17 protein-coding genes and 1 riboswitch are annotated in these 20631 nt (G+C 41.0%); of the genes, 11 read left to right on the top strand and 6 right to left on the bottom strand.

Annotated features, from left to right (window positions below):
- Nucleotides 1-116: 116 nt before the first annotated feature.
- Nucleotides 117-311: riboswitch (Lysine riboswitch) on the bottom strand.
- A 175-nt stretch (nt 312-486) separates the two neighbouring features.
- A complete protein-coding gene (locus PSPO_RS12905) occupies nt 487-1425 on the top strand; it encodes a Solitary outer membrane autotransporter beta-barrel domain (protein ID WP_084616554.1) in 939 nt (312 codons plus the stop codon).
- A 187-nt stretch (nt 1426-1612) separates the two neighbouring features.
- Nucleotides 1613-2662: an energy transducer TonB gene (locus PSPO_RS12900; RefSeq protein ID WP_010561628.1), complete on the top strand. Its 1050-nt coding sequence runs from the start codon at nt 1613-1615 to the stop codon at nt 2660-2662.
- A 51-nt stretch (nt 2663-2713) separates the two neighbouring features.
- Here PSPO_RS12900 and PSPO_RS12895 read toward each other — a convergent pair whose 3' ends face one another.
- Both PSPO_RS12895 and PSPO_RS12890 read right to left on the bottom strand, forming a co-directional pair.
- Nucleotides 2714-3334 carry a DUF4097 family beta strand repeat-containing protein gene (locus PSPO_RS12895; RefSeq protein ID WP_010561629.1) on the bottom strand — a complete coding sequence of 207 codons (621 nt, stop codon included), beginning with the start codon at nt 3332-3334 and terminating at the stop codon, nt 2714-2716.
- 91 nt (nt 3335-3425) lie between these two features.
- The gene (locus tag PSPO_RS12890) at nt 3426-4322 is read right to left on the bottom strand and encodes a TraB/GumN family protein (RefSeq protein WP_010561630.1); all 897 of its coding nucleotides are present in this window, start codon (nt 4320-4322) and stop codon (nt 3426-3428) included.
- A gap of 530 nt (nt 4323-4852) precedes the next feature.
- On the opposite strand from PSPO_RS12890, the gene ilvG reads away from it, so the two are divergent.
- The 8 genes from ilvG (at nt 4853) to PSPO_RS12850 (ending at nt 13834) form a co-directional block, all read left to right on the top strand.
- Nucleotides 4853-6502 (top strand): acetolactate synthase 2 catalytic subunit, encoded by a 1650-nt coding sequence (gene ilvG, locus PSPO_RS12885; RefSeq protein WP_010561631.1) that lies wholly within the window; start codon nt 4853-4855, stop codon nt 6500-6502.
- Nucleotides 6499-6747: an acetolactate synthase 2 small subunit gene (ilvM, locus tag PSPO_RS12880; protein ID WP_010561632.1), complete on the top strand. Its 249-nt coding sequence runs from the start codon at nt 6499-6501 to the stop codon at nt 6745-6747. The genes ilvG and ilvM overlap by 4 nt, the downstream gene beginning before the upstream one ends.
- 25 nt (nt 6748-6772) lie before the next feature.
- Nucleotides 6773-7687, top strand: a complete 915-nt coding sequence (locus tag PSPO_RS12875; protein WP_010561633.1) for a branched-chain amino acid transaminase — start codon at nt 6773-6775, stop codon at nt 7685-7687.
- Between the two features lie 64 nt (nt 7688-7751).
- Nucleotides 7752-9608: a dihydroxy-acid dehydratase gene (gene ilvD, locus PSPO_RS12870; RefSeq protein WP_010561634.1), complete on the top strand. Its 1857-nt coding sequence runs from the start codon at nt 7752-7754 to the stop codon at nt 9606-9608.
- A complete protein-coding gene (ilvA, locus tag PSPO_RS12865; protein ID WP_010561635.1) occupies nt 9608-11155 on the top strand; it encodes a threonine ammonia-lyase, biosynthetic in 1548 nt (515 codons plus the stop codon). The genes ilvD and ilvA overlap by 1 nt, the downstream gene beginning before the upstream one ends.
- Nucleotides 11156-11260: 105 nt before the next feature.
- On the top strand, nt 11261-12436 hold the full coding sequence (locus tag PSPO_RS12860; protein ID WP_010561636.1) for a methyltransferase: 1176 nt from the start codon (nt 11261-11263) through the stop codon (nt 12434-12436).
- 23 nt (nt 12437-12459) lie between these two features.
- The gene (gene can, locus PSPO_RS12855; protein WP_010561637.1) at nt 12460-13110 is read left to right on the top strand and encodes a carbonate dehydratase; all 651 of its coding nucleotides are present in this window, start codon (nt 12460-12462) and stop codon (nt 13108-13110) included.
- Nucleotides 13061-13834, top strand: a complete 774-nt coding sequence (locus PSPO_RS12850; RefSeq protein WP_010561638.1) for a substrate-binding periplasmic protein — start codon at nt 13061-13063, stop codon at nt 13832-13834. Before can ends, PSPO_RS12850 begins: the two co-directional genes overlap by 50 nt.
- Nucleotides 13835-13842: 8 nt before the next feature.
- Here the strand turns inward: PSPO_RS12850 and ubiK are convergent, their stop codons facing one another.
- Complete coding sequence (gene ubiK, locus PSPO_RS12845) at nt 13843-14103, bottom strand: ubiquinone biosynthesis accessory factor UbiK (protein ID WP_010561639.1); 261 nt, start codon at nt 14101-14103, stop codon at nt 13843-13845.
- Between the two features lie 130 nt (nt 14104-14233).
- On the opposite strand from ubiK, the gene rep reads away from it, so the two are divergent.
- Entirely contained in the window at nt 14234-16246 is a 2013-nt protein-coding gene (gene rep, locus PSPO_RS12840) for a DNA helicase Rep (RefSeq protein ID WP_010561640.1), read from the top strand.
- 3 nt (nt 16247-16249) lie between these two features.
- Here the strand turns inward: rep and PSPO_RS12835 are convergent, their stop codons facing one another.
- The 3 genes from PSPO_RS12835 to elbB form a co-directional block, all read right to left on the bottom strand.
- The gene (locus tag PSPO_RS12835; RefSeq protein ID WP_010561641.1) at nt 16250-18763 is read right to left on the bottom strand and encodes a sensor domain-containing diguanylate cyclase; all 2514 of its coding nucleotides are present in this window, start codon (nt 18761-18763) and stop codon (nt 16250-16252) included.
- A gap of 278 nt (nt 18764-19041) precedes the next feature.
- Nucleotides 19042-19437, bottom strand: a complete 396-nt coding sequence (locus PSPO_RS12830) for a c-type cytochrome (protein ID WP_010561642.1) — start codon at nt 19435-19437, stop codon at nt 19042-19044.
- A 157-nt stretch (nt 19438-19594) separates the two neighbouring features.
- Entirely contained in the window at nt 19595-20245 is a 651-nt protein-coding gene (gene elbB / locus PSPO_RS12825; protein ID WP_010561643.1) for an isoprenoid biosynthesis glyoxalase ElbB, read from the bottom strand.
- Nucleotides 20246-20631 lie beyond the last annotated feature (386 nt).

Genomic DNA, 20631 nt, shown 5'->3' with positions numbered 1-20631 from the left:
ACTTAATATGTGTTCGAAGAAGGGATAAGAGAAAGGCTTAGTCCAGCTTCGAACAACTAAAAATTCGAAGAGCAATGGACTTAAAAAATAGATAAGGCGAATGGCCTTATTTTTCTAAGACCAGAAGCTCTCCACCAAACATATTTACTTAATACAAGTAATTGGTGACAGTCGCCGGGATTCAGCCCAAGCGCCCGAGATAAGTTATCAGCAAAAAAGCTTATCTCTCGGCGTTAATTCCCCTCATTCAGTGTCATTGGAGTTTGCTCCCCTCAACTGAATTACCTGAATAACGCACCTCTTCCAGCCCTAAGCTAGCCGCTATTTTAAATAGCCACTAACGTAAAATAGGGTGATTGAGCGGCAATTGAAACATTTTGGACGTCTAAATGTCAATAAAATTTATTTTAGAGCACTGCAATCGCATGATGTTTAATGATATAACTAGCGGCTATTGCGGTTGAAATTAAGTAAAAATAGTTAGTTGTGAGAAAGTTAGTATTTCTGTTGTGCGTTGTTATAAGCTTGCCATGCGATGCATCGGTGAAAAAAGCCTATGAGGAATCGTTTGCGTCCTCGGTAGTATTAAGTGACTCTGACGTTGTGCGCTTTGGCTTTGGTAATTTTGACCCGGTTAATATTTTAGAGCAACTCGGTGATGATGCAGGCGATAAAAATGTAAATTTAAGAACTCAGCTACAAGTATTTGCACTGCCTTATACCTACACGTTAGACGAAGATTCACGCATAAATACGCACTTTTCTTATATTTCACAATCGCAAGACATATTGCTGGATGATGTGGCTATACCTGACGACAGCCATGATCAAATCTTCACCGCTTATGCCGATTATGAAACAGCGCTGTATCGTTACGATAATTGGTTGTTAGAAGGCTCAATTGGTGCGCATGTTATGCATTACGACAATATTCATGACTACAACAGCCCTGAAAGCCGCGCCGCCAAAGCAGAAGTGGAAGGTATTTATTTTAATACAACTGCAAACTCAGTTTTAACCGATATGGGGTTAACTCTCAGTCGCAGAAAAGCCAGTCGTTGGGGGCATTGGTTAGTTAAATCGAGCTATAATCACTTCTTTGGTAAAGGATTTGGTGGTGATGATGCAACACGTGATTCAACCCCATCAGGTTGGTATTTTGCGAATAGCGTCAGGGCAACCATAAAGCTCGACCAAAAATTAAAACATACAGAGTCAATCTATCTTAAATTTCAACGTGTTGATTTGGGTGGAGACGCACGTAGCGCCTTTAGCACTGGCCATTATTATGAGTACGGTGGCGGCTTATTAATCGACACTCGGCCATGGACATCTTGGTTTGATAATATCGGCATTGGCTTGCATTACAACGAGGGTAGTGTACTTAGTGGCGGCAGTATTGTAATCTACTTTAACGAAGAGTAACTCCAACTCACTGTAATCGTTATCACTCTAGTGGGCTTAACGCCATGCTAACTAGGCCTAAAATTATCGGTGTAACGCAATATTATCAGATAAAAGTCGCCTTATTAGTATATCATTTGTTCAGCGCAATATTTGAATATAGACGTAAAGAGTTGGTGAACGCCATTAATATAAAAGGACTTAGATAATGATTCTATTACCGCTTATAACGCTGTCTGCAAGTGTCTTGAGTGCAGCTGATACATCTGATTTAGCAAACAAAACCGAACAACTTCACTTAAATACCATTGTCAATGCTGAGGCAATTAAACGTGTGCCGCCTAAATATCCAATCAATGCTGCGCGTGACGGTAAAGAAGGTTGGGTGCAGCTAAGTTTTGTAGTCGAACCAGACGGTTCAACATCTAATGTTATTGTTGAAGATTCCTCTAATGAGGCATTTGAAAAGTATGCACTGCGCTCAATCAAAAAGTGGAAATACTCACCAGCCACTAAAGATGGAAAGCCAATTCAGCAATGTCGAAATCAAGTACAATTGGACTTTAAATTAAGTAATGTCCCCAAAGGTGCATCAAAGTGGTTCTTTAGGCAATATCGCTCGGCAATGGATTTTTTAGAGGAAAATAAAGTCGCTGAGGCCGAAGAAATAGAGAAGAAGATCGAAGAAAAAGGTCGTTGGAATGCGTATGAAGATATGTATTATTCAATTCTTACCTCCCTTATCGCTGAAAAAAATACCAACCCAAAGGCCGAGCTAGCAGCAATTAAAAAGGTTTTGTCTTATAACGACTTACAAAAGGAAGCACAATACAGCTCGCTTGCTGCGCGTGCATTTAGTTTAGCGGTAGAGCTACAGGAATATGGTGATGCGCGTTCGATTTTTACAACACTTAAAAGGCATTACCCTGAAAATGAAAAGTTGGCGATGCTTACGCCTTACTACAATCAAGTAACTGCGTATTTAAAAAGTGACAAACCTATTATTATTAATGCACAAATAAGTAAACGTGATTTTTGGAGCTATCAGCTCGAACGCAGTGCTTTTATTATTGATAATGTGGATGGCAATTTAACTAATCTTGAAGTGCGTTGTGATAATCATCATTCCCAATTTTTGGTTGAATCAGGCAATAAATGGCAAATCCCTGAGTCTTGGGGCAGATGTTCGGTTTATGTGTTTGGCGATACCAATGCCAAGTTCACATTGGCCGATGTTCACAGCGAACAAAAAATCTAAATCATACAAAAAGGCGCTTAAGGCGCCTTTTTTAATTACTTGTTGCGTATTTTATTTACGCACTTTGATATCACCTACACCTACTTCGGCTTCAATGCTGTGCTCGCCTGCGCCAGAGTAGCGTGTTTCAGAGCTAACAATATTACGTGTGCTTTCTAAGTCGCCATTAAAGCCTTTAATGCTAGTATCGCCAACGCCTGTTGATAGTTCGATGCGCTTAAAGTCATCAAGTACTGTATCGACACGAATTGAACCAACACCTACTTCTGCTTCAAGTGAGTTTTCAAGTTTTTCTACATCAATGCTGCCAACGCCAATTTCAATGTCGATCGCTGCATGCTTTGGCACTTTTACAACCCATTCTTGACTTAAGTTTTCTTCGTCAATTTCCAATGAAATACGGTTATCACGAACGCGTTTACTTAGTTCTACATTTGATACATCACGATTTTTTGAAAACCAGCCTTCGTCTTTGCCCTCAATTTCAATTTCAATGCTAAGCTCGTTGCTATCTACTGTGATAATTTCGATGCTGCCCACAGGGAAATCAATTTCAAGATTTTGGCCTTGGCTTAATGTAAGAGTTTCAGTAATACGTTTTTCATCACCAGCATAAAGATTAGTTGAGATACTTGCGGCGATTAATGTCATTGCTAACGCTAATTTTTTCATGATGATTATTCCTTTTGATGACTGCGCTTAATCAGTTTTAACTGTTTGTTATTTAGTTAGACGCAGGCATCAATTAAAAAGGTTTAAAAAATTATTTATTTTTTTTCGAAAGTTTAAAGCCTTCCTTTTCAAGAAGCTTCAATAAACCTTCAGGACCGTATAAATGAAGTGCGCCAACAGCAATAAAATGTGGTTGTTTGGTTAGAGGAGCCTTTAACTGTTCTACCCAGTTGTTATTGCGATCAGTAAGCAGTACTTTTTCAGTTAGCGCGCTGTAGCTGTCACCCGTAAAGGTTTCGCGGTAGTAGTTTTCAAGTGCGCTATCGTTGCCTCGTTTCCAGTTACCAATCAGACGATTAAAGTACTTATCCATATCAGCCAGTTCTTTTAAACCGTCTTCAATCATTTTGTTGTTATGTTTGCTAAATCCTTTAAACATTCCCATTTGTTGCTCTAACGTTTCTAGTTGCATAATCGGAATTTGCAAACGTTGTGCGACATTCATTACTTGCTTGTCGATACCAAAGGAATCTTGATAACCTGCTTTTTGGTATTCCATTAGGGTGATCTGTAGCATTACAGCAAAGGGCTGCATCTGCTGAAAAAGCTCCATACCAAGTCCTAACTTCGCCATATAACTGCTTAGCGCTTTGTAATTCTTAGCGGATAACTCTGACTGTAATGTTTTACCTGCAGGGAGCAGCATATAGTTCATCATTACTTGCTGCTGTTCTATTGGGTTCACCTTAGATAGATCAACCTCAACAGCCAGTTTATCGGTTTTTTCAATCGCGCTTTTTACGTAGCTTGGTAATCCCGCCATTTGTTGATCACCCAAGTGAACAGTGCCAAGTAAATAAGATGTCACGCCATTTTTTTCAATTTTCCAAAGACTTGGGTTGATATTGCTGTTTGCAAATACTGGTTGAGCTAAACCGAGTAACAAAATGGGTAGTAGCAGTATTCGCGTAATTAAGAAAAGTCGCATTGCAGATCCTTGCGTTAATAATTAATTTTGTGTATCAGTGTACTTGATAGTGCAATATTAGTCTTTGCCTAATTATTAACAAAAAAGTTATAAGACTTTTAAAAATAAAGCGATATTCAAATAAGCTTTAGTCTTAGCATACATAATCTTTAAAATTGTATAAAATGGATTTTTTATTCTTTTTATGTGTTTTTTTATGCTTATCTTGGTTTTAAGTTAATTCTATTGATTTAAAAATGCATAGATTTCTTGATTGACTTTTTTGCTCATAAACGATACTAATAAAAAAGAAGCCAAGCAGACGCACGCTTGGCTATTTTTGTAAAGAATTTATGGTTGCTTAAACACATGTTTAAAACAGTAAACGTACTAGTCCTAATTATTAACGTGGTGATTATTATTACCGCGGGGGCTTCGTAGTGCTGTAGCAAAAGTTAAGCATTGAGAGAGCCCCCGAACTGAAAAGTCCGGGGGCTTTTTTTTTGGCAGTAAGAAAATGAGCAAGTAGTAAACATCACAGGGTAGAGAAAATGACAGGTGCAGAGTTAACAATCGATTTATTAGCCAAACATGGCGTGAAAGAGGTATTTGGATACCCTGGTGGTGCGATTATGCCAATTTACGATGCGCTGTATGGCTCGCCTGTTACTCACTATCTAACCCGTCATGAACAAGGCGCTGGTTTTGCCGCTGTTGGTTACGCAAGAAGCACAGGCAAACTGGGTGTTTGTTTCGCAACTTCAGGCCCTGGTGCGACAAACCTAATCACTGCACTTGCCGATGCCATGATGGATTCCGTACCACTGCTTGCAATTACCGGCCAAGTACCTACCGCTGCGATTGGCTCAGATGCTTTTCAAGAAGTTGATGTGTTAGGTATGTCACTGAGCTGTACTAAACACAGCTACATGGTAGAACGAGCTGAAGATTTAGCTGAGGTTTTACAAGAAGCGATGCATTTAGCGCAGTCAGGCCGACCAGGCCCCGTGCTTGTTGATATTCCGAAAGATATCCAAATGGGCGCTGTTAACTATCACCCTTGGCTTGCGGCAGACGACTACAAACCTGAATTGAGCCAATCGGAACTATCCAAAGCGAATGAACTACTAAGCCAAGCGAAAAAACCACTGGCGTATGTGGGTGGCGGTGTACAAATGGCAGATGCACAAGATGAGCTTATGCAATTCTTAAAAGCGACTAATATGCCTGCTGTAAGCACATTAAAAGCGCTTGGTTCTGTGACACCTGATTATGCCTATAATCTTGGTATGCTGGGCATGCACGGCGGTCAAGCAGCTAACTTAGCAGTGCAAGAATGCGATTTGCTAGTGTGTATTGGTGCTCGTTTTGACGACCGTGTAACAGGTAACCTTGCTAAATTTGCCAGTAAAGCTAAGGTTATCCATTTAGATGTTGATAATGCTGAGGTAGGTAAGCGTAAACCAGTTAATGCCTCACTGGTTGCTGATTTAAAAGATTCATTACCGTATTTAGCGACGCACAAAAGTAATCCAGAATGGTTGGCGCATATCAGTCACATGCAACAGCAATATGCATGGCGCTATGACTACCCTGGTGAAAAAGTATATGCCCCTTATTTATTAAACCGCTTAAGCCGTTTAATGCCAAATAATGGCGTGGTGTGCTGCGATGTTGGTCAGCACCAAATGTGGGTTGCGCAACACATGACGTTTTCACATCCAAGTAATCATTTAAGCAGTGGCGGTGCAGGCACTATGGGCTTTGGTTTACCCGCCGCAATCGGTGCGCAAATCGCTCGTCCTAACGACTTTGTCTTAACCGTTTCTGGCGATGGTTCAATCATGATGAACATTCAAGAGCTAGCCACAATTCGTCGTAACAACTTACCCGTTAAACTACTTATTTTAGATAACCAGCGTTTAGGTATGGTTAGACAGTGGCAGCAACTTTTCTTTGATGGTCGCTACAGTGAAACAAATCTTTCAGATAATCCTGATTTTGTACAATTGGCCGCTGTTTTTGGTATTCCGGGTGAAACCATCACCCATGCAAACCAAGTCGATGAAGCGATAGATAAATTAGTGGCGAGTGAAGGCCCTTATATTCTTCACGCGTGTATAGATGATAAAGAAAATGTTTGGCCATTAGTACCGCCAGGCGCCGCAAATGATCAAATGCTAACTGAGGTGGCAAAATGAAGCACAACTTATCAATCGAAGTGAAACAACAAAGTATCGCATTAGAGCGGTTTTTACGTGTAACACGCCACCGCGGGTTTAATTTAACCTCAATGAACATTGAGACTAGCGAAGAAAAGTATATTGTAAATATGATGGTAGACAGTGACCGACCTATTTATTTATTAACACAACAATTAAAAAAGTTAGTTGAAGTAAACCAAGTTGAAATACTTGAACAACAATCGATAGCAGCAACTAGCTAATTATTATTTTTTAAGGTTTTACAGAATGTCAGATTTAATTTGGTTCAATGGCAAAATTATTCCACAAGAACAAGCAACTACTCACGTACTTAGTCATGCACTGCACTATGGTAGCTCAGTATTTGAAGGTGTACGCGCATACGAAACGCCAAATGGTCCAGCCATTTTCCGTTTGCAAGATCACACCAAGCGTTTATTTGATTCAGCAAAAATTTACCGTATGCAAATCCCTTACACAGCTGATGAAATTAATGAAGCGTGTAAAGCAGCGGTACGTGAAAACGGTTTAAAAAATGCGTACCTACGTCCGTTTGCGTTTTTAGGCAATGTGGGATTAGGCGTAAATCCTAAATCTCATAAAGCAGACGTTGCCGTTGCTGCAATGGAATGGGGTACGTATTTAGGTGACGGCGCATTAGAAGCGGGCGTTGATGCGTGTGTTTCATCGTGGAACCGTTTAGCACCGAATACCATGCCAACAGCAGCAAAAGCAGGTGGTAATTACTTGTCATCACAGCTTATTTCAGGTGAAGCAAAACGCAATGGTTACGTTGAAGGTATCGCACTTGATGTAAATGGTTACCTTAGTGAAGGTGCTGGCGAAAACCTATTTATTGTTAAAAATGGCGTAATTTATACGCCACCAACAACCGCTGCAATTCTGCCGGGTTTAACACGCGATACCATGATGTATCTTGCGAAAAAAGCGGGCTTTGAAGTACGTGAAGAATCAATCTCGCGTGAAGCGCTTTACCTTGCAGATGAGTTCTTTATGACAGGCACAGCAGCAGAAGTAACACCAGTGCGTAGCGTAGACCAAATTGAAATTGGTACAGGTAAGCGCGGTGAAATCACCGAGCAATTACAGCAGGCGTATTTTGATTTAGTGAAAGGCCAAACAGAAGATGAAAATGGCTGGTTAACACTAATCAACGAATAATCGAAAAACACGACATATTTATTGGGAATGAGGAATGGGGCAAAGCCCTAAAATGAGGTAAACCATGGCAAAATTAAGAAGTGCAACAACAACTGAAGGTCGTAAACGTGCTGGTGCTCGTGCACTCTGGCGTGCAACAGGGATGACAGATAAAGACTTTGGTAAACCCATTGTTGCTGTGGTGAACTCATATACCCAGTTTGTACCGGGTCATGTTCACTTAAATCAACTAAGTGAAATGATGGCTGAAACCATTCGTGGCGCAGGCGGTGTACCGCGCGAATTTAATACTATTGCTATCGATGATGGTATCGCTATGGGTCATGGCGGCATGCTTTATTCATTGCCATCACGTGACCTAATTGCAGACTCTGTTGAATACATGGTTAATGCTCACTGTGCGGATGCCATGGTGTGTATTTCAAACTGCGACAAAATCACCCCAGGAATGTTGTTAGCTGCACTTCGCTTAAATATTCCGGTGATTTTTGTATCAGGTGGTCCAATGGAAGCGGGTAAAACGCGCCTTGCTGAAATTGATATCAAGCTTGATTTAGTTGATGCCATGGTAAAAGGTGCCGATCCATCGGTAAGTGATGAAGATTCAGACCAAGTTGAGCGTAGCGCCTGCCCAACTTGTGGTTCGTGTTCAGGTATGTTTACTGCAAACTCAATGAACTGTTTATTAGAAGCGCTTGGTTTAGCGCTGCCTGGTAACGGTACCACATTAGCAACGCACAAAGACCGCAAACAACTTTATGTGGAAGCAGGTCGCCGTATTGTCGATCTATGTCGTAGCTACTATCGTGATGAAGATGATTCAGTACTACCGCGTAATATTGCCGATCGCAGCGCGTTTATCAATGCCATGACACTCGATATTGCAATGGGCGGTTCATCAAATACCGTGTTACACATTATCGGTGCGGCACAAGAAGCGGGCGTTGATTTTGATATGACCCATATTGACCAGCTGTCACGTCAAACCCCATTCTTATGTAAAGTAGCACCAGCAACACCTGAATATCATATCGAAGATGTGCACCGTGCTGGTGGCATTATGGGGATTCTTAACGAGCTTGGTAAAGCAGGCAAATTAGAACTCAATGCAGGCCATGTGGCTGGTGGCACCTTAGGTGAACTAATTGAAAAATGGGATGCAACCAATTCTGAAAATAGCGCTGCGCAAAAATTCTATAAAGCGGGCCCTGCCGGTATTCGTACCACTAAAGCGATGAGCCAAGAAACGCGTTGGCCTGAACTCGACTTAGACCGTGAAAATGGCTGTATTCGCAGCGTCGAACATGCGTTTAGTCAAGATGGTGGTTTAGCGGTACTTTACGGCAACCTTGCGCCAGACGGTTGTATTGTTAAAACTGCTGGTGTTGCTGATGGCATGTTGGTTTTTAAAGGGACTGCGAAAGTATTCGAATCTCAAGATGACGCAGTGGATGGCATCTTAGGCGGCCAAATCGAAAAAGGGGATGTGGTTATCATCCGCTACGAAGGACCAAAGGGCGGCCCTGGTATGCAAGAAATGTTATATCCAACCAGTTACCTAAAATCGATGGGCTTAGATAAAGACTGTGCGCTATTAACGGATGGTCGTTTCTCAGGTGGTACATCGGGTTTATCAATTGGTCACGCTTCGCCAGAAGCTGCTAGCCAAGGTGCAATCGCGTTGGTTGAAAACGGCGATGAAATTGTCATTGATATTACCAAACGTAGCATTGATATGGTGTTAAGTGATGAAGAACTCGCTGCGCGCCATGAAAAGCAATTAGCTCGCGGTAAAGATGCTTATAAACCAGTAGATCGCGTACGCAGTGTAACGCCTGCATTAAAAGCTTATGCATTACTCGCAACCAGTGCTGATAAAGGCGCGGTACGTGACCTTAAAAAGTTAGAGGAGCTCAGTTAATGGTCTCCCAAGAGCTCGATTATTTTCGCGCTATTATCCAGGCCAATATGGAGCCCTTGGCAAAAGTAACAGAGGTTAGCCCTGTTACCAGCCTTGAGCAGAAACTTGGCAATCATATTTGGTTAAAGCGTGAAGATCAGCAGCCGGTATATTCGTTTAAATTACGCGGTGCGTATAACAAATTAAAGCAGTTACCAAAAGGCGCTCAAGTAGTTACCGCATCGGCGGGTAATCATGCACAAGGTGTGGCGCTTAGTGCCAGTCATCTTGGTCATACAGCACGTATTGTAATGCCAGTGACTACACCGGAAATCAAAGTAAATGCGGTGCGCAATTTAGGTGGTGAAGTGATTTTACATGGCCATCACTTTGATGCAGCGAATAGCTATGCATTAGAAATTGCGGAAAAAGAAGGTGCGGTGTTTGTGCCACCTTTTGATGATAAAGATGTGATCATCGGGCAAGGCACTATTGCGCGCGAACTGATGCAGCAGTTGCCATTACTTGATGCGGTATTTATTCCGGTTGGAGGCGGTGGCTTATTGGCTGGCATGTCAATTTACTTAAAATCCTTGCGTCCAGATATAAAAGTGATCGGTGTTGAAGCAGAAGATAGTGCCTGTCTAAAAGCTGCAATGGAAGCAGGTGAACCGGTTGAACTTGAGCGCGTAGGCAGTTTTGCTGATGGTGTTGCGGTTAAAATTATTGGTAAAGAGACCTTTCGCCTAGCGCAAAAATACTGTGATGATGTTATTACTGTTTCGAGTGATGAAATTTGCGCCGCGATGCAGGACATTTTTGTCTCAACCCGCGCTGTTGCAGAACCATCCGGTGGTTTGTCATTGGCAGGGCTGAAAAAATGGGTGGCACAAACGGGCGCTAAAGGTAAAAACCTCGCAGCAATCTTATCAGGTGCAAACCTTAACTTTGACAGATTGCGTTATGTCGCTGAGCGCACTGCGCTGGGTGAGCATAATGAAGCACTTTTAGCGGTGACTATCAAAGAAGAAAAAGGTAGCTTTAAGAGTTTCTGCAAGGCATTAAACGGCCGTTCAATTACAGAGTTTAACTATCGTTACACAGGCCCTGGTGATGCTGAAATCTTTGTCGGTGTGGGTTTACGTAATGGTGAAACAGAACTTGCGAGTTTAAAGCAGGAGTTAAGTGATAAAGGTTATAGCTATGTTGATATGACCAATAACGAGCTGGCAAAACTACATGTGCGTTACATGGTTGGCGGTAAACCAGGCGAGCAGTTATCAGAGCGTTTATTTCGTTTTGAGTTCCCTGAATATCCAGGAGCGCTCGAGCGCTTTCTTGATACTTTAGGTGCAAACTGGAATATCAGCTTATTCCACTATCGTAATCATGGTGCTGCAACCGGTAATGTTCTTGCTGCATTTGAAGTGCCTGAGCAAGATAACGCTGCCTTTAGTGAGCATTTACAGCGCTTAGCTTACGCTTATCAAGAGGAAACCAATAATCCGTGTTACCAGCAGTTTTTGTCGAGTAAGGCACATAACCTTGCGCAAGTAGCAAATAGCTAACCAAATAAAGCTTAAAAATGCCTCGATAATTGGGGCATTTTCTATTCTGAACATCACAGCAAGATTTGCTATCATAGCGCTATTCAAATTTAGCCTGTGTTGAAGATGTCTCACACCGCACTTTTTACCGCAATCGATACACTATTAACTAAAACACAAGCCTATTGGCAATGTGTGGCATTTGCCTCGCGCGAAATACCTTGGCCGCATTTAACTGAAACCCTGCTGGCGTTATCTGATGACGATGTTGAAAAGCTTGAAAGCAATCAAGTTGAGTTACAGCGGTACTTGGCAAATCTTATTCCTGAGCTAGATAATGTTGAACGCTTGTTGCAACTGCCAAGGGCAAATAAGCAAACAGTTCAGTTTCCGTTTTGGCTTACCAATGGCATTAAAGGCAGTAAAATTGCTCAGTTAGAAAGCTTTGTGATGCAAACAGCAGAGCAAGACTTACCGCTGCTGGAGTGGTGCGCAGGTAAAGGGCATTTAGGGCGGTTATATCACTTTGCCCACAAGGTGCCAGTACAGAGCGTAGAAATACAGCCTCAGCTGGTGGCTGAAGGGCAGCAGTTAGCACAGCAATTTGACTTGGATATTAAACTTGCTGAATTAGATGTTTTATCCGAACGTGCGGCAGATTATCTACACAAAGAGCAACACGCAGTGGCACTTCATGCCTGTGGTGGGCTGCACCAAGCACTGATTAAACATGGTGTTGCCAAAGGCACTAAATTAATGAGTATTTCACCATGTTGTTATCACTTATTTCAGCAATCTGAACACTATGTTGCAATGAGTGAGATTGCCATGAAATCTCAGGTTGCTTTTACTGCCAGTGATTTAAAACTTGCCTTGCAAGAAACGGTTACGTCAGGCAAGCGTATTTCACGTTTGCGTGAAATCGAGACAGTATGGCGTTTAGCATTTGATTGTTTGCTTGATGATATCATCGAAAAGGACAGTTATTTACCCGTACCATCAGCTAAAAAAGCGCTATTTAGTGGTGAATTTAGTGATTTTTGTAGTTGGGCTGCTAAGCAAAAAAACATCTCTTTGCCAGAGCAAATAGATTACGAATATTACCTCGAACAGGGCCGATTACGACGTCAAATTACGCAGCGCATAGAATTAGTGCGCCATGGTTTTAGGCGTTTGATTGAGCTTTGGTTAGTACTCGATCGTGTTTTATATTTGGAGCAATTTGGCTACCGCGTTACACTCAGCGAGTTTTGTGAAAAGCACATCACACCAAGAAATATATTAATTCAAGCAACTGTCTAACAACTATCAGGAACGCAATACTGATGAATAAACTCGCGCATCTTTTTGTTAAGAATCGCTCGTGGGCAAAAGAAACAACGGATCGGGATCCTGAGTTTTTTAAGATTCTTTCAATGCAACAAAACCCCGAATATTTATGGATCGGCTGTGCCGACTCCCGTGTGCCAGCTAACGAGATAGTGGGTCTATTACCGGGCGAATTATTTGTTCATAGAAATGTGGCAAATATGGTGGTACATACCGACCATAACTGCTTGTCTGTACTACAATATGCAGTAGAGGTTTTAAAAGTAAAACACATTATGGTTGTAGGGCACTACGGCTGTGGTGGCGTAAAAGCAGCGCTTGACGGCATTCGACTTGGTTTAATCGATAATTGGCTGCGTCATGTTGTCGATGCGCGCGATAAATATGAGACTGAACTTAGTAGTTCTGTTAGTGAGCAGCAAAAGTTTGATCGCTTATGTGAAATAAACGTCATTGAGCAAGTGAAGAATGTGTGCCAAACAAATATCGTGATGGATGCGTGGGAAAGAGGGCAAGCATTAGAAGTCCATGGCTGGATATATGGGTTGGCCGATGGCCATATTAGAGATTTAGAAACCAGCATTAATGGGGCGAACGATGTGGCAAAAATTTATAACAATGCCGTTCAAGGTGTGTTTAGTCGTTAGTGCGTATTTTGCCTTAACAGCTAATAATGCCTATGCCGAGCAAGTTTTACCACAAACGACAGAGCAAAAAATAACACTGCGTTTTGCAGTGCCGCATTTTCCACCGTACATTTATTTAAATGAAAATAAAAAGCTTACAGGGCAAGGTATTGTGCGTGTAACGCAAGTACTTAATAACTTGGAAGTAAACTACGAGTTTGAGCTTGTTGCAAATTACGGTGTGGCGCTGCGTGAAATGCGAAGTGGCAATGTTGATGGTTTTTTCTTAGCGACGCAAAACCGTTTTCGCGACCGTATTGCAAAAATTAGCGATGCGGTACTCATTAATAATTGGAGCTGGTTTTATAAAACATCTAATGTAATTGATGTGAAACACAGTGGATTTCGCGAACAAGCAAAAATAGGCACTATTTTAAACACCAATACGCAGGTGTGGCTGCAAGATAATAATTATCCTATAGCAACGCTTAGTAATGATGTGGATACGCTAGTTGAAATGCTGTTGGCTGACCGACTAGATGCGGTGTTTTTATCGGAGAGTGTGTTTGTTCATGCGTTATCAAAACGCTCGCAAAGCCTTGATAATATAGCAAGTGTTATTGAAGCAAGCAGAGATTTCTCGGTTTACTTTTCAAATAACTTTTTAGTAGAGCACCGCTGGTTTTTAGACGCATTTAACAGCGAGTTAGCAAAATTAAAAGCACAGGAAAAAGAAGCGCTTTAGCTTCTTTTTTATTCTGCGTCTTTATCGGCAAGCTTTGCTTCTAGCTCGTTCACACGTTGCTCTAAAATCGCCAACTTCTCACGTGTTCTTAATAATACTTGGCTTTGTACTTCAAAATCTTCACGGCTAACAAAATCCATTTCACTTAATTTATTTTGAATAGCTTGTTTCGTTTTGCCTTCCAATGTATCTGCTAAGTTTTTAACACCTTGTGGCATGTTTTCAGTAATTTGCTTGGCAATTTCTTCAAGTTTAGCTGGGTTAATCATAGTCAAATTCTAGTAATAAAAACTGTGTTTAGTTTAACCCATCAGGGCGTACAGGCAAAGACAATCCTTGCGCCTGACATAGCTGCATTTTAAAATCCCTTTCTTTGTTGTATTAATGCAAGCGATTTTAATGAAACTCAATCCTAAACAAGATGAAGCGGTTAAATATATCAGTGGTCCATGCCTAGTGCTGGCAGGCGCTGGCTCAGGTAAAACCCGTGTAATCACAAATAAAATTGCCTACTTAGTGCAAAAGTGCGAATACAAGGCACGCAATATTGCAGCGGTAACCTTTACTAATAAAGCAGCAAAAGAAATGCGTGAGCGTGTGGCACAAACACTGGGTAAGCAAGAAGCGAAAGGGTTATGGGTTTCTACGTTTCACACGCTTGGCTTGGAAATTGTTAAAAAAGAGCTAGATGCACTGGGTTATAAACCAGGTTTTTCATTATTTGATGACCAAGACAGCAACAAACTCTTGGCTGATTTAACAGAGCCCGAATTAAAAGGCGATAAAGACTTACTTAATCTGTTAAAAATGCAAATTTCGAATTGGAAAAATGACCTGATTTTGCCACAGCAGGCCATTGCGGAAGCGAGAGAGCAACAAAAAGTACAATTTGCTCAGCTTTATGCGCGTTTTCAAAATCAATTGCGCGCCTATAATGCGCTCGATTTTGATGATTTAATTATGATCCCAACTTTGCTGCTAAGCGCTAAGCCAGAGGTGCGTGAACGCTGGCAAAATCGCTTTCGCTATTTGTTGGTGGATGAATATCAAGATACCAACACCAGCCAATACCAATTAGTTAAACTGTTAGTGGGTGAGCGAGCGCGCTTTACCGTGGTAGGCGATGATGACCAAAGTATCTATTCTTGGCGCGGGGCAAAGCCACAAAACCTAGTGCTGTTGAGTAAAGACTTTCCCGGATTACGTTTAATTAAACTTGAGCAAAATTATCGTAGTGCTGGCCGAATTCTTAAGTCTGCCAATATTCTTATTGCAAATAACCCGCACGTGTTTGATAAAAAGTTATTTAGTGAATTAGCATACGGCGAACAGATTAAAGTTATCGCGACAAAAGATGAAGAGCATGAAGCTGAGAGAGTGGTTGCTGAGATTATTTCGCATAAGTTTATGAAGCGCACCAGCTATAAAGACTACGCGATTTTGTATCGTGGTAATCACCAAGCAAGGGTATTTGAAAAAGCCTTAATGGGAAGCCATATTCCTTACAAAATTAGCGGCGGTATGTCGTTTTTCTCACGTGCAGAAATTAAAGACATCATGGCGTATTTAAGATTGTTGGTGAATCAAGATGACGATAATGCCTTTTTACGTATCGTAAATACGCCACGTCGTGAAATTGGTCCTATCACACTTGAGAAATTAGGATCGCTGGCGAACGAAAAGCACATTAGTTTGTTTGCTGCGTGTTTTGAGCCTGAATTATCATCGCGCTTAGCTGGGCGCGGTTATAATGCGTTAATGGGTTTTGCCCGTTGGGTGGTTGAGCTTTCTGACCGCGCAACTCGCGGAGATACTCTTGAAGCTGTAAAAGACATGGTACGCGAGATTAATTACGAAGACTATTTGTATGAGACCTCAACCAGCGCTAAAGCAGCTGAAATGCGTATGAAAAACGTGTCGGAGCTGTATCGTTGGATCACCGATATGTTGGTTGGCAGTAGCGATAACCCGCCGCTGACCTTACCTGAGGTTGTGATGAAGCTAACTCTGCGCGACATGCTTGAACGCAATGAAGAAGAAGACGAGTCAGATGCGGTGCAATTACTGACATTACACGCATCGAAAGGCTTGGAATATCCGTATGTGTTTATGGTGGGAATGGAAGAGGGATTGTTGCCACACCAAACCAGTATTGATGAAGATAACGTTGAAGAAGAAAGGCGTTTAGCTTACGTAGGCATTACTCGTGCGCAGCAAGAGTTGATTTTAACCTATGCAAAAGAGCGCAGAATGTTCGGTGAAACGGCAACGCCAGAGTTAAGTCGTTTTGTTGCTGAAATGCCACAAGATGATCTTGCTTACGAGATGCGAAAACAACCGCAAAACCAACAACAACGTATGGAAAAAGGCCAAGCGCGAGTAGCTAATTTACGCGCCATGTTAAAGAAATAACGTTTACTTTTTATTGGTTTTACTGAGCAGTGATTGGCTTTTATCTATCTGCGATAGCTGCTCAGAGCCTTGCGTTAGCTGGCTTAAGAATAAGTTGATACCGAGTATTTTGAGCGCCGACTGAAAATTCACTATGGCAGGTCCGGTTGCAATAATTTCACACTTACTGCCTTTTGTTAGTGCAAGTAAGGCTGCAAGCTGTTGCTGTGCTATTTTCTCTGTGACTAATTTTCGACAAAAGTTAAGCTCTAACTGCATAAAATCAAATTCCACACAGGTTAGCTTTGCAAGATCGATTTGCTGACGAGCAACGTCAATAACACCTATTTTGAATCCCAATTTTTTGAGCTTTGCTAGATTATTAACTTGGGTCGTCGACATTTCAGCAAGGTTACTGTCGTTAATTAACCAGCAAATATTATTTGCTGACTTACTTAGTTCTGTGTAAAAACGATCAAATTCACGTGCCAAAATACTGGTATGCAGTTGCAAAAACACCGTACCATTTTGCACAACATGAGGGAGAATTTGATTTAATAAGTAATCACAATAATCAATTGCTGCATGTTGTTCTTGTAATAAGTGAGCAAGGGCTATTGTTGCACCTGATTCCAGTGTTAGCTGTGGATTGTAAAAAGTAGCGACACTGTGATCTTTATGCAGATCAATCACATTTGATTTGGCAAAACTCAGTTGCCCAGCGTTTATTTCTGTTGGGCAAATCAGGCTACTTCTTGGCTCTAGGTGTTCAGCGCTGAGCTCAATGGTACCTTTACCTGATTTCTTCGCTTGATACATGGCACTGTCTGCATCGCGAATAATTTGGTCTGTGCTGGTATAGGCTTTATTGCTGTATGCAATACCAATGCTTGCCCCACTTTTAATGCATAATTCATTAATACAAAATGGTTTATTCATTAATTTAATAATGCGCTTAGCGATAAGCTCAGCTTCGTCTTTGTGCTGTAAATGAGTTAATAAAATAACAAATTCATCACCACCAAAACGTGCTAGTAAATCATGCTCACGAATGCAGGTAGAAAACTCATTAGCAGTCGATTTTAAAAATTTATCGCCAGCGTGATGACCGAGAGTGTCATTGATATCTTTAAAATTATCGAGGTCAATAAACATCACAGCAAAGCCGTGCGATTTATCCCGCTTATGGCGTTGCAGAGTTTTATCTAATTGAGAAATAAACAAACTTCGGTTTGCTAAGCCTGTTAAATTATCATGATGGGCATCATGAAATAATTGCCGCTCAATTTTCTTACGCTCTTCAATTTGCAATTGCAAATGAATGTTGGCTTGCTGTAATTCAGCTGTTTTTTCTTTCACTCTTTGCTCTAATTGGTTATCTGCCAAGTGTTTTACGATTACATTGGAAATTTGCTCAGAGACAAAAGAGATAAGTTCAATATCAGATTGTTTGTAGCTGTATTCGTTATTAAACGCCTGACAAGCCAATACACCAATTACTTGTTGGTGGTGATAAAGCGGCACGCCAATCCAAGAAGTTGGTAAAGGAGAATTATTAAATTTAGCTGGCAGCTCAACATGGCCTTTTGCCACTTCATTTAACACACGGTTTTGGTCAAATAATTCCGTTTTACCTGAGCGAATAACAAATTCAGTTAATCCTTTAGAGAAGGTACGAGGTTGATAATCAACAGACATTTCATCCACTGCGTAAGGACAGCTGATCATATTTTCGCTGTGATCATAAAGCGCGATAAATAGGTTTTTAGCGAAGACTTCTTCGTTAACAATATTGTGAACTCGCTCAAAAAAGTCTTGGTTGTTAAGACTTTTTGTTGCTAGCTTAGAAATCGCGTACAAAATGTTTTGTTTGCGAATAGTATCTTGGTTTCGCGCAATTTCGCGGCTTAACTGTTCTGTGCGCTCAGCAACTTGTTGCGCCATATACTGGCGCTTTTTAACACGTTCAACCGCGGTACTAAAATAGAATGCAACCGTTTCGAAAAGTGCTATCTGACTATCATCAAACGGCTGATTTACATTATAGCTTTGCGTTGCCATAACGCCTATCACGCGACCATCATGATGGATTGGCACACCTAACCAGTATTCACAGGGCGTGCCCATAACGCGGCATACACCTTTAATTTCGCAATCAGCAATTTGTTCTTTATTAAATAGTTTGGTTTTTCCGGTCTTAAATACAAGTCCGGTAAGCGAATTATCGAGCATTCCTGTTTGTTGGGCTTGAATTGGTAAATGAATGCCATCGATCTCGTCGACAAAATAAGTAAGTTCGAGTTCGCCTATATCTGGGTTGAATAACACCACATAAAAGTTTCTACACGGAAGGCTGCTTTCTAAAATTTGCTGAATAGCGGGGTAGAGCAAGGTAAGTTCTGATACTTTACTTGCTTGTTCGGATAGCTGTAATAACGCAGTTTGCGTTTGCAAAGAGGTTTGATATTTCTTTACTAAACTTTTTAAGCGCTTTATTTTTCTTTGCTGTGAGCCGCTATCGGCATGAGCATCTTCCATTGCTATTTCTTATTATTAGGTAGAATTTATAGCAGTGTGAACCCAACCGAACCACACAGTTAATCACTGCCTATTTTTTAACCTTATTTTTCCATTTTTCGTTTTAAATAGCAATCTTGTCGATGAAATCGTTATGATGTTTAACTTATTGATAAATATAGATTTTTAAATAAGTCGAATATTCTTTTTTATTCTAACTAGTGTTTTCTTAGTTATATAAATGTTAACCAATAAAAAAGCCGCTTAGTTAAGCGGCTTTTTTACAATACGTTTTATGTTTATTGGCCTTTTGCCATAAACTCAATTGCATCTTTAATTTCATCATCAGAACAGTTCATACACGTACCGCGAGGAGGCATTGCATTGAAACCATTAATTGCATGCTGCATTAGTACATCCATGCCTTTCGCCATGCGAGTATCCCAGTCAGCTTTTGTCTTTGGCGCGCCTAGAGCACCTGTACCGTGACAACCAAAACAACTTGCTTGATACACTTGTTGGCCAGTACGTGGACCTGTTGGCTCAGCAACAACTGGTTCTGCACCTGCTAAATAAACAGAGCCAACTGGAGCGATACGTTTTTTAATTGCTTCTTCAGTTAACGAGTTATCAAAAGGTGCTGCAACTGCGACAGTTGCACTCATCATTAGTAATGCTGCTGTTAATTTTTTCATTTTTTACTTGCTCACAAATTGAGGTGATCAATCACAATAGACGGAAATTAGCACAATTATAACGTTTGCTGCGAATTTATAAAATGGTTAGTTATGGCTATTTAGTCGTAAAATATGAAAAAGTTGCGCTAGCGCAACTTTTTCTTTTGTTACAGGGTTAGCTCATTTTTACTAATTGTGCGATGGCTTTTTCAATACCGCTTGCCGCTTCGCGAATATTTGTCGCTAACATATAAGCTGGCGTGCTGATTACTTTTGCACTTTGGTCGACAATAATATCGTCTACCGCACAGTTTTGGTGTGCTGCGCCTAATGCGTTAACAATATTTGCTGTATCTAGGTCATTGCCAATGGTTGCAAGTGTGCCTGCGGCGTAAACTTGTGGAATAATTGCCGGTGCAATACAAATATAGGCTGCCGGTTTTTGCGCATCAGCAAATGCACGACACGCGTTGGCAACGTCTTCATTGATCTCGCACTCAGCGCCTTTTAATGCGAAATCACATAAATTTTTCGCAGCGCCAAAACCACCAGGTAAAGCGAGTGCATCAAACTCTGAAATGTTGAGCTCTTTAAGATCCTTGATCTCACCTCGTGCAATACGCGCAGATTCGACTAGTACGTTGCGTTTCTCAGGCATTTCCTCGCCAGTGATATGATTAATTACATGGTGTTGATCTATATTGGGTGCGAAACATTGGTAACTTGCACCCTGCAGTTCAATATTTAACAGCGTTAATACTGCCTCATGAATTTCAGCGCCATCAAATACACCACAGCCACTTAAAATCACTGCTATCTTTTTCATATATCTATTCCATATCTCAAGATTAGTTAAGCATTATATTCTAGCTATAAAGAAACGATGTAAATAAAAAAAAATTATAAAAAGATCGCTAGGATCTTTGATCTTTTATTGGTAGAGTAACTGCCCTGCTAAAGATTAGGATGTTCCTTGCCAAGCTTTAAGGATAAAAAGTTTAGCAGTTTCCACATCTTGGAAAATTAATAATAATAACAATACGCTAGTAAATTAGCTTTGTTAACTCATTGTATATTAACCAAAAATCAAGATTCTCCATTTGTTTTTTCAAATTCGGGGAAGGCTCCGTTACATCTTTACTAACAAACTTATCCACAGGTTACAACCAGTTGGCCTGAAGAATATTTCAACAATTCGTTTACTGCTTGCAC

Source organism: Pseudoalteromonas spongiae UST010723-006 (genome assembly GCF_000238255.3).
Lineage (GTDB): Bacteria > Pseudomonadota > Gammaproteobacteria > Enterobacterales > Alteromonadaceae > Pseudoalteromonas > Pseudoalteromonas spongiae.
This window is presented reverse-complemented; position numbering and strand designations above follow the sequence as displayed.

What these genes read in the sequence shown, in the direction of transcription:
- PSPO_RS12900 (WP_010561628.1), top strand. Translation starts at nt 1,613, where the DNA reads ATGATTCTATTACCGCTTATAACGCTGTCTGCAAGTGTCTTGAGTGCA.
- PSPO_RS12895 (WP_010561629.1), bottom strand. Translation starts at nt 3,334, where the DNA reads ATGAAAAAATTAGCGTTAGCAATGACATTAATCGCCGCAAGTATCTCA.
- PSPO_RS12890 (WP_010561630.1), bottom strand. Translation starts at nt 4,322, where the DNA reads ATGCGACTTTTCTTAATTACGCGAATACTGCTACTACCCATTTTGTTA.
- ilvG (WP_010561631.1), top strand. Translation starts at nt 4,853, where the DNA reads ATGACAGGTGCAGAGTTAACAATCGATTTATTAGCCAAACATGGCGTG.
- ilvM (WP_010561632.1), top strand. Translation starts at nt 6,499, where the DNA reads ATGAAGCACAACTTATCAATCGAAGTGAAACAACAAAGTATCGCATTA.
- PSPO_RS12875 (WP_010561633.1), top strand. Translation starts at nt 6,773, where the DNA reads ATGTCAGATTTAATTTGGTTCAATGGCAAAATTATTCCACAAGAACAA.
- ilvD (WP_010561634.1), top strand. Translation starts at nt 7,752, where the DNA reads ATGGCAAAATTAAGAAGTGCAACAACAACTGAAGGTCGTAAACGTGCT.
- ilvA (WP_010561635.1), top strand. Translation starts at nt 9,608, where the DNA reads ATGGTCTCCCAAGAGCTCGATTATTTTCGCGCTATTATCCAGGCCAAT.
- PSPO_RS12860 (WP_010561636.1), top strand. Translation starts at nt 11,261, where the DNA reads ATGTCTCACACCGCACTTTTTACCGCAATCGATACACTATTAACTAAA.
- can (WP_010561637.1), top strand. Translation starts at nt 12,460, where the DNA reads ATGAATAAACTCGCGCATCTTTTTGTTAAGAATCGCTCGTGGGCAAAA.
- PSPO_RS12850 (WP_010561638.1), top strand. Translation starts at nt 13,061, where the DNA reads ATGTGGCAAAAATTTATAACAATGCCGTTCAAGGTGTGTTTAGTCGTT.
- ubiK (WP_010561639.1), bottom strand. Translation starts at nt 14,103, where the DNA reads ATGATTAACCCAGCTAAACTTGAAGAAATTGCCAAGCAAATTACTGAA.
- rep (WP_010561640.1), top strand. Translation starts at nt 14,234, where the DNA reads ATGAAACTCAATCCTAAACAAGATGAAGCGGTTAAATATATCAGTGGT.
- PSPO_RS12835 (WP_010561641.1), bottom strand. Translation starts at nt 18,763, where the DNA reads ATGGAAGATGCTCATGCCGATAGCGGCTCACAGCAAAGAAAAATAAAG.
- PSPO_RS12830 (WP_010561642.1), bottom strand. Translation starts at nt 19,437, where the DNA reads ATGAAAAAATTAACAGCAGCATTACTAATGATGAGTGCAACTGTCGCA.
- elbB (WP_010561643.1), bottom strand. Translation starts at nt 20,245, where the DNA reads ATGAAAAAGATAGCAGTGATTTTAAGTGGCTGTGGTGTATTTGATGGC.